General features: G+C 46.7%; 11 protein-coding genes. 2 read left to right on the forward strand and 9 right to left on the reverse strand.

What is annotated here, in order from left to right:
- Positions 1–178: 178 nt before the first annotated feature.
- Positions 179–1,918, reverse strand: a complete 1,740-nt coding sequence (locus tag AC58P7_RS15950; protein WP_497344460.1) for a methyl-accepting chemotaxis protein — start codon at positions 1,916–1,918, stop codon at positions 179–181.
- 237 nt (positions 1,919–2,155) lie between these two features.
- Here AC58P7_RS15950 and AC58P7_RS15955 point away from each other — a divergent pair, with 237 nt between their 5' ends.
- Positions 2,156–3,088 carry a diacylglycerol/lipid kinase family protein gene (locus tag AC58P7_RS15955; protein ID WP_497344461.1) on the forward strand — a complete coding sequence of 311 codons (933 nt, stop codon included), beginning with the start codon at positions 2,156–2,158 and terminating at the stop codon, positions 3,086–3,088.
- Here the strand turns inward: AC58P7_RS15955 and AC58P7_RS15960 are convergent.
- The 6 genes from AC58P7_RS15960 to pdhA form a co-directional block, all read right to left on the reverse strand.
- Positions 3,085–5,271 carry an AMP-binding protein gene (locus AC58P7_RS15960; RefSeq protein ID WP_497344463.1) on the reverse strand — a complete coding sequence of 729 codons (2,187 nt, stop codon included), beginning with the start codon at positions 5,269–5,271 and terminating at the stop codon, positions 3,085–3,087. The two genes, AC58P7_RS15955 and AC58P7_RS15960, sit on opposite strands and share 4 nt — an antisense overlap.
- A gap of 108 nt (positions 5,272–5,379) precedes the next feature.
- A complete protein-coding gene (locus AC58P7_RS15965; RefSeq protein WP_497344465.1) occupies positions 5,380–6,111 on the reverse strand; it encodes a glycerophosphodiester phosphodiesterase in 732 nt (243 codons plus the stop codon).
- Between the two features lie 185 nt (positions 6,112–6,296).
- Complete coding sequence (lpdA, locus tag AC58P7_RS15970; protein ID WP_497344467.1) at positions 6,297–7,712, reverse strand: dihydrolipoyl dehydrogenase; 1,416 nt, start codon at positions 7,710–7,712, stop codon at positions 6,297–6,299.
- A gap of 4 nt (positions 7,713–7,716) precedes the next feature.
- A complete protein-coding gene (locus tag AC58P7_RS15975) occupies positions 7,717–9,036 on the reverse strand; it encodes a dihydrolipoamide acetyltransferase family protein (RefSeq protein ID WP_497344469.1) in 1,320 nt (439 codons plus the stop codon).
- Between the two features lie 34 nt (positions 9,037–9,070).
- On the reverse strand, positions 9,071–10,051 hold the full coding sequence (locus AC58P7_RS15980; protein ID WP_477589338.1) for an alpha-ketoacid dehydrogenase subunit beta: 981 nt from the start codon (positions 10,049–10,051) through the stop codon (positions 9,071–9,073).
- Positions 10,052–10,137: 86 nt separating this feature from the next.
- Positions 10,138–11,220, reverse strand: coding sequence for a pyruvate dehydrogenase (acetyl-transferring) E1 component subunit alpha (pdhA, locus tag AC58P7_RS15985; RefSeq protein ID WP_497344471.1), 1,083 nt, complete (start codon positions 11,218–11,220; stop codon positions 10,138–10,140).
- 218 nt (positions 11,221–11,438) lie between these two features.
- On the opposite strand from pdhA, the gene AC58P7_RS15990 reads away from it, so the two are divergent.
- Entirely contained in the window at positions 11,439–12,170 is a 732-nt protein-coding gene (locus AC58P7_RS15990; RefSeq protein WP_497344473.1) for an alpha/beta hydrolase, read from the forward strand.
- 28 nt (positions 12,171–12,198) lie between these two features.
- On the opposite strand, the gene AC58P7_RS15995 is transcribed toward AC58P7_RS15990, so the two are convergent.
- Together AC58P7_RS15995 and AC58P7_RS16000 are read right to left on the reverse strand one after the other, a co-directional pair.
- Positions 12,199–13,017 (reverse strand): lipoate--protein ligase family protein, encoded by an 819-nt coding sequence (locus tag AC58P7_RS15995; protein WP_497344475.1) that lies wholly within the window; start codon positions 13,015–13,017, stop codon positions 12,199–12,201.
- Positions 13,018–13,095: 78 nt separating this feature from the next.
- Positions 13,096–14,916 (reverse strand): peptidoglycan D,D-transpeptidase FtsI family protein, encoded by a 1,821-nt coding sequence (locus tag AC58P7_RS16000; RefSeq protein ID WP_497344477.1) that lies wholly within the window; start codon positions 14,914–14,916, stop codon positions 13,096–13,098.
- Between the last annotated feature and the right edge of the window lie 85 nt (positions 14,917–15,001).

Below are 15,001 nucleotides of genomic sequence, written 5' to 3' on the forward strand. Positions count from 1 at the left end.
CCCCTTCATACTCCAGTAACTTCACCCTTTCTCGCTACTCCACCAATTCCAGCTAAACACTAGTCACTTTGACAAGCTAATTTCTGCGAACCCACACACTCCAGCAACAGCAAAACAGCACCTACCCCCAACCCAAACAAACCAAAAACCCGCAGGCAAAATGCCCGCGGGTCCTTTCCTACACCTTAAATTTCTGCAGCGAAATTTGCAACTTCTCCGCCAGTCCTGCTAAGGACTTCGCGGAATTCTCGATTTCCTCCGTGGTCGACATTTGCTGCTGACTCGCAGCGGATGTCTCTTGACTGACGGAAATTCCCGTCTCCGATACGGAGCTAACAATGCGCATCACTTGCTCGATGCGCAAGTTCGCATCAACGAGCTGGTGAATATTCCGATTTACATCTTCCACTTTCGTATTTACCTTCTCGACGGAAGTCTCGATATGTACGAATGATTCCTGTGCTTCCTCTGAAATCGTCAATCCCTCTTGCACTTTGCCAGCTCCCGTATGCATAGAGCTAACCGCTTGATTGATCTGTCTTTGGATCGTGGATACAAGATCCGTAATGTTTCGCGCTGATGTGGACGACTGCTCAGCAAGCTTACGTACTTCCCCAGCGACAACCGCGAAGCCACGTCCAGCTTCCCCAGCACGTGCTGCTTCAATCGCAGCGTTCAAAGAAAGCAGATTCGTCTGCGTAGAAATCTCGTTAATAACATTGACGATTTCACCGATTTTGTGTGCATTTTTACCCAGAGCTTCGATAACCACATTTACATCACGGACCGCGTCTGAGATCTCCGACATTTGGCCCGCGATTGACAGTACGGATTGCTTACCGTTCTGTGCTGCTCGCGTTGCTTGAGTCACGAGAGTGGCAACCACTTGTGCTGACTCATCAATTTGCTTCGTACTCGTAAGCATAAGACCAACTGCCTCATTCGCTTGTGTCACACCAGCAAATTGCTTATCAAAATCTTCCGACAGCTGCTGACTGGAAGTGGCCACCTGCTTAGCTGCCAAAGAACTTTGCTCCGAGCTCGCCAGAAGCTCTTCCGAACTTGCAGAAAGCGTCAACGCATTATCCGCAATCTGCATAACTAAGCTGCGCAGGCTCTCCGTCATGACGTTAAAGGAATTCGTTAGTTTGCCGACCTCATCGTCATACGGGTAATCTCCTTTAACGGCCAGATCACCATCAGCTGCTTTCTCCATGTGTTCTTGGAGTTTGCGAATGGGTGTTGAAATGATCATATTCAGCGTTAATGCGCCCACCGTCATCACAACAATCGCGATGATGATCGTTAGGATAATGACCACATGTGAGGTCGCCGAATCCGAACTGCTTGATTTCTGGAATTGTTCAGCTGCGGATTCTTTGAGCCCAACAAGTTTATCTAACGCTTCTACGGTTTTATCTCCTTGGGGTGAAACCTCGTTGTTATACACTTGGTAAGCCACTTGATTATTTTGAGTCGCTTGATCTATTGTTTTTGCAACGACTTCACGATGCTTCAGATTCAGCTCTTCGAAGCTTTTGAAAGCCGCCAACTCTTCCTCATTTAAAGCAATGCCAGCAATTTTCGCAACCAAATCTTTATTTGTACCCGTATTCTCATCTAACTTTGCCTTAAGCTTAGCCTTATATTTAACATCCGTGGAAAGCATCATTTCAAGCAAATTAGATTCGGTTTCATTAAAATTTGTTTTTAATTGATTAATCCATTTGACAGATAGCAGACTTTCCTCGTACATTCTAGTAGAATTACTAGACATCTTGTCCATATAATGATAGCCAGTAATACCTACAATTAACAGAAATAAGATGGCTATCGCATTCATCAACAACAATTTAAAACGTAATTTAAGATTCCGAAGGATGGACAGGTTGACGTTCGGTATTCCCGTACTACTCATGCTGTTTAATTTCGATTTGAATTTCAAAGTTTCCCATTCTCCCCCCCGAGTGTAAATCACAACCAGCGTTTTCAATGTCATAAAACCTAACATTAAAAATATTTAATTTACCTATGGTTTATTTTACAAAACAGTGCCCCTTCTGTAAAGAAAAATTACCCTTAAACCTTAATACAGTAATCCTTTCATATACCAAACACACTTCCACTTCAAAGAAAAGATAAGGGGCAAATACCTATGGAATCAATCGGAATTATAGTGAACCCGCTTTCAGGTAATGGCAGGGGATCTGACATCTGGGGAGAAATCCAATCCTATCTTCAATCACATCGTATCTCTTATCTAGCAAAACTTACGACCAAAGCAGGTGAAGCCACGCAACACGCTATTACGCTTATTCAAGAGCATCACATCAACCAGATTATTATTATCGGCGGTGATGGTACCATTCATGAGGTAGCAGGTGGTGTTTGGCAACTTCGTAACAAGGGTAAATCCTGCCCCATAGCGGTTATCCCAGCGGGCACAGGCAACGATTTTGCCAAAGCCTACGGCATTCCCACGCATCCCATTGAAGCCCTTCAAATCGCTTTACGTGCACACAACACCATACAAATTGACCTCCTGCATGCGATCCACAACCAAGTAGCTGTGAATAGCATCGGTGCCGGCTTTGACGGAATGGTGGCCAAAATTACGAACGAAGCCAGTTACAAAAAGCTTTTAAACCGTCTAAGACTAGGCAAGCTATCTTATTTACTTTCAATTCTCCGTGTGTTCGTTACCTACCAGCCTTCCACAGCTTGGTTAGAAGTAGATGGCAGCGAATATGAGCTTCCCAACATGTGGCTGGCAGCTGTAGCAAACATCCCTTTTTACGGAGGTTCGATTCAAATTTGTCCGACTGCTAGTCCATACGACGGGAAAGCAGATGTCGTTGTGATTCAAAGTAAAAGCCGCTTCCGCCTCTTACCGGTTCTTCTCACGGTGTATCAAGGAAAGCATACGAAGCATCCTGCCGTTTCCTTTTATCAAGGTAAATCCATTTCCATTCGGACTGAGAAACCCTTGCTTGTCCAAGCGGATGGAGAGTTTGCCGGCTCCACACCACTACAAATCGAGATCGTTCCTGCTGCCATATCCGTTATCCGGTCAACACCCACAGCTTAAGCTATGGGTGTATCTCCCTCTCTATTCCCATCATTACTTGTCAAAGCCCATTGTTTCAGTGTCACATAATCAATCTTCCCGCTCCCCAGAAGCGGCAGCTTCTCGAGATATCGCAGCTCAGATGGCATATAGATCCCAGGCTGACCTTGTTTTCTCATCAACTCACGCAGCGCTTCAAGAGGATTCACCTTACTGGTATGGAACACGATGATTCGCTCGCCCTTTCGTCGATCTGGCACATGTATAGCAGCGCATACCGCCGGCGCCTCCAAACTTCCCGATACGAGCTCCTCCACCATGAGAAGTGATACTTTTTCGCCGCCAATTTTAGCAAAAGACTGCAACCGTGCTTGTATGAATAGATACCCTTGATCATCCAAAGTAACAATATCGCCTGTGCTATACCATTCTGGAGAAGGCACAAATCCCTGACTATGAATCAAATACCCTTTCATAACATTCGGGCCCCTGACGAGTAAATGACCGCCTGTCGTAATACCTTCCACTTCTTCCACAATGGCGTCTATGCCCGGCAATAATTTCCCAACTGAACCTTTCCTCGTATTCATCGGTGTGTTCAGTGAAATAACGGGTGTTGTTTCCGTCGTTCCATAGCCCTCTAAAATCCGGATCCCGAATTTATCTTGCCATGCTTGGCGAACCTCTTCCTTCAACCGTTCAGCACCCGCTACAACATATCGCAACGAATGGGCAAAATCATAAGGATGCGCCGTTCTCGCATATGCCCCCAGAAACGTTGACGTACCGAATAGAATCGTAATATTCCGATCATAAACGAGCTCTGGAATGACTTTATAATGCAGGGGATTGGGATATAAAACCAGCTTCATCCCCGTAAGAATCGGGAGCATCGTGCCCGCCGTCAATCCGAACGAATGAAACATGGGCATGCTGCCTAAGACAATATCCGAACTATTAAAAGCAATGACAAGCCTCGCCTGCTGAATATTGGCACATATATTACGATGCGCGAGCACGACACCCTTCGGTTTACTTTCACTGCCTGAGGTGTAGAGGATGACCTCGTTGTGACCTGGACCCACAGGTCCTTTTCTTTTCATCATAAAATCGAGCAAGCCAGTAACCTTTTCCTTCAAGGTTAACGCTTCCTTCACATCTTCGAGATAAATAACCTTATAGAAAATGCTAGCTCCTTGGATAAAATCCAAAAGACCCGCCTTCTCAATAAATACCTTGGAGGTTAACACGGTCTTTACATCAGCCGTTTCACAAGCGTCCATCATGGCCTGCTTACCCGCAGAGTAATTCAATATTGCTGGAGTCACACCTAATCGGTATAGCGAAAATAACGTCACTACATGACCCGCGGCGTTTGGCAGCAGTACAGCTACCCGCTTCTGCCCTCCAAGAAGCGTCCCCAAACGAACCGCCAACGTATAGCTAGTCAACAGCAGCTTGCGATACGTCAAAGACGATTGACTCACGACATCCTCACAAATGATCGTGGATTGACCGTGCTTTCGGGCTGCCATTAGCAGCTCGTTGAATAAATTATGCTCGGGCTGGAGCCGGCTTTCCAACAGATGTCTCAGCAGCTTATTTCGGATGGCTTCCGTCGCCTGTTCCTTTTGAACTTTTTTCGAGAAGCGCTCATCCCCCGCTGGCATTTGAAAAGCTTCACCGAATGCGATCTGTACCGGAGGAAACCAACGCTGCTTTAATTTCCCTCGCATATAAGAAAACTTCGAATGCTCCAACCCCTGAATGGCGATTGGCACGATCCGTGCCTGGGCTCGGAGCGCAAGGTACCCGATGCCACCGTATATTTTCATCATGCCACCTGTCGTCGTGATTCGTCCTTCTGGAAAAATAACGAGCGGTGTTCCCCCATGTATTGTTTTCAGCATTTTACGAACAGCATAGGGATTCGTTGGATCCACCGCAATATGTGCCCTGAAAAGGAGCACCCAAGCGAATCGCTTGGCAATGTTCGTATTCACAACAAATGCCGCATCCTTAGGCAAAATCAATGCGAGAAACACCGCATCCAGCAACGATACGTGATTTGGGATGAGTACTGTTTTACCTGTCATAACCAGATTCTCCATGCCTGTCACTTTCACCTTACAAACGGCTAACACAAACAGACGCAAGCACGAAAGTAAAAGCCTTACTAGCGTAACAAACATCCATTTGATCAAGGTAATTCCCCCTATTGGAATCTCATCCGAGTCTGTCAATAGTTCATTGTATGCGTGAAATAAAAATAAGACCTCAGCATCTATATGCATCGGTCTAATTTCGTTTATCTATGTGTTTAGATACGCTTTCAATCTACCAGGGTAATCCGTAATAATGCCGGAAACACCCGCTTCAATCATGCATTTATAATCGGATAACTCATTCACCGTATAGGGATAAACACGAAGTCCCGCAGCCGTTGCAGCAGCAATATCCTCCGGTTCAATACAATGATGGTGCGGATGCAAGGAACACACGTCAACCGCCAATTTCTTGGCATAACCGGGATGGTCAATAAGATTAGCATTGTATAACAGGCCTACTTGAAGCTCAGGCTCTGCCCTTTTTAACCGTTGAATAACCTTATGATCAAAAGAGGAGACAACGACATCTTCATACCGATTGGCCTCACGCAAAAAAGTAATCAGTGCTTGCTCCATGTGACCCTTATAGGCATGCTTGACTTCCACATTCATGAGAATCCCTCGGGGGATCATCTCGAACACTTCGCTAAGAAGCGGAATATGCTCACCTTGAAACCTTTCTGAGAACCAGCCACCAGCATCCAACTTCTGTATCTCTTCCCACGTATGTTGATAAATGCGACCAGAACCATTCGTCGTTCTTTCTAGCGATGCATCGTGACATACGACGATTTCACCGTCTTTCGTAATATGTACATCTAGTTCAACACCTTGCGCCCCTTGCTCAAGGGCCAATGCAAATGAAGACAATGTATTCTCTGGTGCCTCCCCAGCCGCGCCGCGGTGGCCAATGATGATCGGTTTCGGTGTATTCATGTTCAACGCTCCCCACGTAATGGCATGACTTCCTAACCAAATTATAGTACCAGCCATTTCAAGACGTCAATTGCCGACGTAGCTCGTACTACCCGTTAAATGAAAAGAGTCCCGTAGAGCGGCTTTGCAGCCATACTCTCGGGACTTTTATCTAAAGGTAGTAGAAACCGTAATTAATTTACAGATTATTTGCCAAGCTGATGAATCGGGTGTCCAAGCGCACCTTCAGCGGCATCCATGATCATTTCTGTCAATGTTGGATGTGCGTGAATGGTAAGTGCGATATCTTCCAGATTAGCGCCCATCTCAACTGCTAGAGCAAGCTCACCGATCAAGTTAGAAGCTTCTGGACCTACGATTTGCCCTCCAAGCAGTTGGCCTGTTTCTTTGTCGCCAACAAGCTTCACGAAGCCTTGAGCCGCATTCAAAGAATTTGCACGTCCGTTAGCCGCATAAGGGAATTTACCAATGGTAACATTGATTCCTTGCGCTTTGGCTTCGGTTTCGCTTAGACCTACGCCAGCAATTTCTGGATCGGAGAATACAACAGCCGGCATAGCTTTGTAATCTACGATACTTGCGTGACCAGCAATGGCTTCTGCCGCCACTTTTGCTTCATAGGAAGCTTTGTGCGCCAAGGAAAGACCAGGAACCACATCACCAATTGCGAAAATGTGAGGAATGCTCGTTCTACCTTGGTTATCGACTTCGATCAGACCGCGATCTGTCATTTTCAAGTTAATCAGGTCAAGACCAAGCTCGCCATCTGTGTTCGGACGACGTCCTACAGTTACAAGAACGTAATCTGCAGTGACTTGTTTCTCTTCGCCTTTCACTGTGAACGTAACCGTAACATCGTTGTCTGTTTTCGTACAGGATTGCGCTAACGCTTCGGTATGAACATCAACGCCAACTTTCTCTAAGTTCTTAGCAACAAGCTTCGTCAATTCTTTCTCGAAGCCTGGAAGCACGTGATCAGAGCCTTCCAATACAGTCACTTTTGTTCCGAATTTCGCGTACGTTTGACCAAGCTCGATCCCGATGTAGCCACCGCCGATGACGACCATGCTTTTCGGGATTTCAGGCAAGTTCAACGCTTCTGTCGAAGAGATGATTCTTCCACCGTAAGGGAAAGCTTTCAGCTCAATCGGACGGGAGCCCGTTGCGATAATACAGTGTTTGAAGCGGTAACGCGGTGCTTCTGCATCATTGAACACACGTGCTTCGTGCTCGTTGATAAACATGGCTTCACCTTGGAACGTTTGGATCTTGTTGCCTTTGAGCAAGCCGCTAACGCCGCCTGTTTGTTTGGCAACAATGCTGTTTTTCCAAGCTTGTACCTTCGCAAAGTCCACTTTCACGTTCTCTACGGAGATCCCGATGCTGTCCGCATGTTGAGCATGCTCATACGTATGCGCTGCAGAGATCAAAGCTTTGGATGGGATACAGCCGCGGTTCAAACACACGCCGCCCCAAGCGTCTTTATCAACAATAAGAACGCTTTGTCCTAGTTGAGCAGCCCGGATGGCGGCTACGTAACCGCCAGGGCCTGCGCCGATGACCAACAAATCAATATCTAAAGAAGCATCTCCTACAACCATGCTGTTACACCTCCAAGACGAGAAGCTCTGGATCAGCCAGAAGCTGTTTGATGTAGTTCAAGAAGCTTTGTGCTGTCGCTCCATCAACGATACGGTGATCGAAGCTTAAGGAAAGCGCCATTACGTGTGCTGCAACGATTTGACCGTTTTTCACAACTGGCTTCTCTGTGATACGGCCTGCACCTAGGATTGCAACTTCAGGGAAGTTGATAACCGGTGTGAAGAACATACCGCCAACGGAACCAATGTTCGTGATGGAGATTGTGCTGCCTTTCAACTCATTCGCTGCCAATTTGCCATCGCGTCCGCGAAGAGCCAAATCTTTGATCGAAGAAGCGATCGACCATACGTTTTTACGGTCAGCATCATGGATAACAGGAACGAGCAAGCCGTTTTCTGTATCTGTTGCGATCCCGATGTTGTAGTACTTTTTGTAGACGATTTCTTGCTTCTCTTCGTCGATCATTGCGTTCATGACCGGGAATTGACGGCAAGCGGCTACCAACGCCTTCACGATGAAAGGAAGGTACGTCAATTTCACGCCTTTTTTCTCTGCGAGCGGCTTCGTACGCTCGCGAAGAGCGACAAGTGCCGACACGTCGATCTCGTCCATCAATGTCACGTGCGGAGCCGTGTATACGGATTTCACCATCGCGTTCGCGATGATTTTACGGATGCCTTTGAACGGAATCCGTTCTTCGACGCGATCGCCAACGACAACCTGCTGCGCTACTGCAGGTGTAGTTGTTTCAGCTGCAGCTACTGCAGCTGCTTCTGTCGCTGCCGGAGCAGCTGCGCCAGCTCCTGTAAAGCCTAGCACGTCCTCGCGTGTTACGCGGCCGTGCTTCCCTGTAGGCGTCACCTCTGCGAGTGTGATGCCTTTCTCTCTTGCCAGCTTGCGCACGCTAGGCGTCGCAAGCACTTCGCGGCCCGCGCCACCCGTTGGCGCGGCTACCGGTGCTGCTGCAGCGACTACTGGCGCTGCTACCGCTACTGCTGCTGGAGCTGCAGCAGGTGTTGCTACAGCCACGGCTGGTGCCGCGTGGCTGGAACCGTGATGCATGGAAGCAGCAGGCATCTCGCCTGTCACTTCAATCGTCATAACGAGCTCACCGATCGTGCATACTTGTCCATCTTTGACGGCAACGCTGACGATCTTACCTTCAACAGGACAAGGAACCTCAACGACTGCTTTATCATTTTGTACTTCCATCAGAATCGTTTCGTCAGTTACGGTATCACCCGCTTTAACTAACATTTTCACGATCTCGCCTTCATGTATGCCTTCACCAAGCTCTGGGAACTTGTATTCAAACAATGCCACGTGTACGACCTCCTGTTACCTTCGACTGGGTGAATTAAAATTCAAGTACTTTCTTAATTCCGGCAATAACACTTGCTGGACTTGGCAACCAAGCATCTTCGATTTGTGCGAACGGATAAACAGTATCTGGTGGAGCAATACGCAGAACCGGAGCTTCTAGATGAAGAATCGCTTTTTCGTTAATTTGTGCAATAACTTCTGCTGCTACACCCGATGTTTTTTGCGCTTCTTGTACGATAATCGCGCGGTTCGTTTTCTTAATGGAAGTCACAATGGTATCAATATCAAGTGGAAGAAGTGTACGAAGGTCGATAACTTCGACTTTCACTCCCTCTGTTTTTTCGATCTCTTCCGCAGCCTTCATGGATGTGTGAACCATGGCACCGTAAGTAATGATGGTTACGTCTGAACCTTCTTTAACCACATTCGCTTTACCTAGCTCGACTGTGTATTCACCTTCTGGAACTTCGCCGCGGAATGCACGGTATAAGTTCAAATGCTCCATGAAGAAAACAGGGTCATTATCGCGAATAGCTGCAATCAGAAGCCCTTTCGCATCGTAAGGGTTGGAAGGAACAACAACTTTAATCCCTGGCGTTTGAACAAGCAAACCTTCAAGTGCATCGGTATGAAGCTCAGCCGCTTTTACCCCGCCGCCAAATGGTGTACGGAATACGATTGGGGAGTTATAACGACCGCCGGAACGGTAACGCATACGAGCTGCTTGCACGCAAATTTGGTCAAGTGCTTCGTAAATAAAACCAACGAATTGAATTTCAGCGATTGGGCGGAAGCCTTGCACGCCAAGACCTACCGCAAGTCCACCGATTGCGGACTCAGCAAGAGGCGTATCGAATACGCGCTCTTCGCCGAATTCTTTTTGTAAGCCTTCTGTCGCACGGAACACGCCACCAACATTACCAACGTCTTCGCCGAACAAAATAACATTAGGATCTCTTTCTAATTCTACGCGCATCGCGTCTTTTATCGCTTGAATCATTGTCATTTGTGCCATGACTACTCTGTGCCTCCTAAATGTTTTCGTAAGAAAACTCGCTCCGTAAGCATAATCTTTGTTACAACTTGTTTCAAACGCTTACTCTATTTAAACGATTCTTTTTGTTCTTCCAAATGTGATGGGGTCACTTCGAACATGGAGTCGATCAAACCAGCGACTGTCATTTTCTCTGTTTCTTCTGCTTTTTTGATGTGCTCAGCAACAGTAGCTTTCGCTTCTTCCTTCACTTGAGCCTCTTCTTCTTCGCTCCAAAGACCTTTTTTCGTCAAGAACAAACGCATACGTGTAAGCGGATCTCTTGGCTCCCAATCGGACTCTTCGTCTTTGGTACGGTATTTCGTTGTATCATCCGCCAAGGAATGCGGACGGAAACGGTATGTCAACGCTTCGATCAACGTAGCGCCTTCGCCTCTGCGTCCTCTTTCAGCAGCTTCAGTAACCGCTTGAACGACAGCTAGAACGTCCATGCCGTCTACTTGCACGCCTTTGATACCCGCAGCAACGGATTTATGTGCAACAGAAAGTGCTCCTGTTTGTTTCGAATATGGCGTTGTAATCGCGTATCCATTGTTTTGTACAAAGTAAATGACAGGCAACTTGAAAGCACCTGCAAAGTTCATACCTTCGTAGAAATCGCCTTCGGAGCTTCCACCATCACCTGTGTAAGTAATAGCTACACGCGGTTGGTTGCGCTTTTTGAAAGCCATTGCTACGCCAGTTGCGTGAAGAATTTGTGCGCCAATAATAATTTGGGGCATAAGTACATGAACATCTTGCGGAATTTGTCCGCCATGTTGATGACCGCGGGAATACAAGAATGCTTGATATAGCGGAAGACCGTGCCAAACCAATTGCGGCATATCGCGGTAACCTGGGCAAATGAAATCATCTTTATTCAAGGCAAATTCGCTGCCAATCATGGATGCTTCTTGACCAGAAACTGGCGCATAGAAACCAAGACGGCCTTGACGACCTAGATTGACTGCTCTTTCATCCCATACGCGTGTGAATACCATTCTTCTCATTAATTCTTTTAATTGTTCATCGCTAAGCTTAGGCATTTTATCGGGATTAACGACCGTGCCGTCTGGAGCAAGAACCTGCAATGGCTCAACCTTTTCTGTGGTCACTTCATAATTTGCTTGGCTGACAAGTGGCTTACTCATACCATTTCACCTCTTATATGATTTTGGTGCCTACTATCTGGACTTCTGTTATAGTATTATTATAATCCTGTTTTGGTGAATTGTACACCAGCAACGACGGGGTATCTCACCTTTTTTACCGTTAATGAATAGTACAGTTCCCGAAAATATATAATACAGTTTATAGGGAAACAACAACTGCTATAATACACCTAACCCTAATAAAAAGGAGATCCACGATGTCAGATGACTCCCGCTTGTATAAGCGTACTATTGTAAAAGACGAAGTAACCTCGAACCTGCTCGGAGAAAATCGCCCCCTGCGGATCTATCTCCCCCCTGGCTATAACGAACTGCTCTCCTATCCGGTTATTTACTGTCAGGATGGTGAAGAGTTCTTTAATTTCGGTCGGATTGCTACAACCCTTACAAGGTTGATACTAGATGAGGATCTGGAACCTGCCATTGTTGTAGGTGTCGACGTGAATATCACGAATCGAACATCCGAATACGCTCCTGAAGGGGAACGTCACGATTCCTACTGTCAATTCTTCGCAGAAGAGCTTCTCCCATATGTAGAAGGCCGTTATCCGGTCCGTACAGAGCGATCAGAACGTATCCTTGCAGGCGATTCTCTTGGAGGAACAGTTTCCGTGCATCTCGCCTTAGATTATCCTAGCCTTTTTTGCCGAGTTATATCCTTGTCTGGCGCATTTTTCGACATTACTCGCGAAAGAATTAAGCAAGAGGATGACTTATCCTGGTTAGAGATCTATATGCTGATTGGGACAGATGAAACAGACGTTACGACGGAGCGCGGCACCTTTGATTTCGTTAGAGAAAACAGACTGACACACACTTTTTTGCAAGACAAAAATGCCGTGCTTCACTATATAGAGAAACCCGGCAAACATATATGGGGCTTTTGGCAAATTGAGCTTCCAGCGGCGCTTCATTATTTTTTGGGATAAGTGGAAAATGGGATCATCGCTATCATCACTAGGTGATGCCATAGCGTTCCCTCATCAGCGCGACCATGTCGCCAATCTGCGATTCATCCGGATAACTAGGGATATCTGCTGCTTGAGCAATTTGTATTCCTCTACTCCTCATAACCTCAAGTAATTGCTCAACAAACATTTCGGCTGTAAGCGGTACGTGCAAGCATTGGGCTAAGCTCGACATGCGTTCCTGCTCGACAATCGGGTAATCCTTCCCGGAGGCTGATTCTGCGGCACGCTCATAAAACCCGCGCGCTAAAGCAGCCTTCTCCTCCCCTCGCCCTTCTACGATTAGAAAAGCTTGAATAGATATGGCGAGCTGTTGTCTACGCTGTGCAATCCCGCAAAATTTACGCCCACCGATGCTCAAATCGAATTCGCCTGGGCAAAATGAGCCAATGATTTCACCTTGATCTATTTGATCCGTTATGGAAGCCATCACATCTCTTATCACACCCACCATGAGGTCGAAATCCTTGCGATGCTCCATATCTCCGGACTCTTTCGGGAGAAGCAAGGAAATGTTAATGACTCCTGCGTCTAATGGCACTGCAGCTCCGCCTGAGTTACGTACAGCAGTGTCGTAGCCCTGGCTTCTCAGCCATTCATTCGCTTTCACTGCACCAGGGAGCCGGCTATCTCGCAGCCCCATGACGAACGCACGCGGGTGCCGCCAAATATGTAGTACGGGAGGTGCTCCATGCCCAATTACACGGCACAAAAGCTCCTCTAGTGCAAATGCGTATAAAATCGGTTTATGTCCAGTATCTTTGGAACGATCAAGAATTCGTAAAGTTGAAGGCAGTTGGGTCGCCATAATTGAGGTCTCCTAAATATGCAATAGTAGGTATCAACAACAAGATAGGCCATACAAGCCTAACCTACATCATACCTTTTATTTGCTGTTTGGCAACCCTTGGCTGGCCAAAATATCCATGATCCCTTTAAACAAAGGGATGGCTTTGTTACTTTCAGTAGGGTCCGTATTCTTAATGACAACCGATACAGCATACTGAGGCGTATCTACGGGGCCGTAGCCAATGAACCATTGATTAACTTTCTCTTGCTTCCCATTTTGAATTTGCGCGGTCCCAGACTTACCCGCCAGCTTCCACTTCGCTCCTAAAAGACTTTGACCTGTACCTTCTGTGACAACTTCCCTCATCCAGTTAAGGAGTGTCCGACTTGTTGCTGCGGATATTTTGCCTGCTTCTGAAGCGAGGGCTTTAACAGGAAATGTCTCCATTTCACGACCAGTTTGATAGCGGATTTCTTGCACAACCCGGGGAGCGTATCCCTTTCCATCATGCAACAACGTCACAACCATATTCGACGCTTGTAAAGGAGTCATCCTCACATCCCTTTGGCCAATCGCCGTTTGCATCAGAACGCCTTCATCATTCTCCGGGGTATGTGCAGCAAACAACTGCCCTGTCTCCTCGGAATCAAATTGTGCAAAAACATCTCTGGTATCTGTTTTACCAGTCCAGCCAACTTCATTTAACACGCCAAGTTTATTCGCGTATTGTTCTAATTGAGAGGCCGTTAGTCGCTGCATGACATTCGCAAATACTATATTGCACGATTGCGCATATCCCTCTTCCAACGTTAAAGGTCCGTGCCCCTCTTTGCGCCAGCATGTAAAGCCATACTTGCCAAGCGCCCCTTCACAATCAAATGTCTCCGTGGGACTTACAACCTTTTCATCCAATGCGGCTGCTGCGACGATTGTTTTAAATATCGAACCGGGTGCCGTCGCTTTGAGTGCATAATTACTCCAATTATTGCTGGCCAAATCCACCTGTAAAGGATTATAGTTTGGCCGACTTGCCATGGCAATCACATCTCCATGCGATGCTTCCTGCACGACGGCTGCTCCTTCACGAATACCCAACTTATCCATTAAAGCTTCTATTTGCTGCTGCACGCGGCTATCTAAGGTTGTAATTAATTTCACAGGATAGAACGAGTTATCGGGAGCAATCATCCGAGCATCCAATCCGGCTAGTGGTCTTTTCCCCGCATCTGTGAAATAAGAAATCGAGGTTTCACCTACACCGCGAAGCCATGCATCGAATGACTTTTCCAAGCCCGCGCCCCCAATTTTCGACGTAAGCTCCACTCTGCCTTTTTCCAGATCCGAGCTGTATATTTGCATCACACGATCCGGATTTTGCCCGATAAAACCAACCAACTGCCGCGCCGTCATACCAGTAGGATAGCGGTCCTCCATCTCGGCAACTTTCACATTCAGCAAACCGAGGGCATCAATCCCTTTCACTTGTTGATCGCTTAAAGGAATTGCCTTTCCCCCATCTTGCGTTCCCCACACTTGCGGTTCTTTCAAATTTCGGGCAAATGAAACCCAACGGTCCTTCGTGGTCTGCAAAATATTGGCTAGCTGACTCACTTCCAGTTGATTCATTGTGTATTCGCTGTTGATCGGGAATGCAACTAACCCTTTCACAATTTTCCCAGTCAACGACTCTAGATTCCGATCCAAAATTTCACCTCTGCCGCTTTCCAAGACAAGCGCGCGTTGTCGCTGAATCACGGAATTTTTCACTAGATTGATTCCTCTTGATGAATAGCTTTCAGTGGCAGCGATTTGGATCCAGAATAGCTTGCCAAAAATACCAAGAAATAAGAGCAAAATCAAAAAGAGCATCAAAAACATGCGTCTTTTTTCAATCGATGATAATTGATTATCACTCATCTTACGAACCCCTTTTAAATATCCCAAATGACCTCATTGCATTCAGTATCGGCATTCTGATAACACCGCAAACCGCTTCAACTAC

The organism is Paenibacillus sp. J22FR5, assembly GCF_059691975.1.

Coding starts and splice junctions, on each gene's coding strand:
- AC58P7_RS15950 (WP_497344460.1), bottom strand. CDS start 1,918: ATGAGTAGTACGGGAATACCGAACGTCAACCTGTCCATCCTTCGGAAT.
- pdhA (WP_497344471.1), bottom strand. CDS start 11,220: ATGAGTAAGCCACTTGTCAGCCAAGCAAATTATGAAGTGACCACAGAA.
- lpdA (WP_497344467.1), bottom strand. CDS start 7,712: ATGGTTGTAGGAGATGCTTCTTTAGATATTGATTTGTTGGTCATCGGC.
- AC58P7_RS16000 (WP_497344477.1), bottom strand. CDS start 14,916: ATGAGTGATAATCAATTATCATCGATTGAAAAAAGACGCATGTTTTTG.
- AC58P7_RS15955 (WP_497344461.1), top strand. CDS start 2,156: ATGGAATCAATCGGAATTATAGTGAACCCGCTTTCAGGTAATGGCAGG.
- AC58P7_RS15980 (WP_477589338.1), bottom strand. CDS start 10,051: ATGGCACAAATGACAATGATTCAAGCGATAAAAGACGCGATGCGCGTA.
- AC58P7_RS15995 (WP_497344475.1), bottom strand. CDS start 13,017: ATGGCGACCCAACTGCCTTCAACTTTACGAATTCTTGATCGTTCCAAA.
- AC58P7_RS15990 (WP_497344473.1), top strand. CDS start 11,439: ATGTCAGATGACTCCCGCTTGTATAAGCGTACTATTGTAAAAGACGAA.
- AC58P7_RS15965 (WP_497344465.1), bottom strand. CDS start 6,111: ATGAATACACCGAAACCGATCATCATTGGCCACCGCGGCGCGGCTGGG.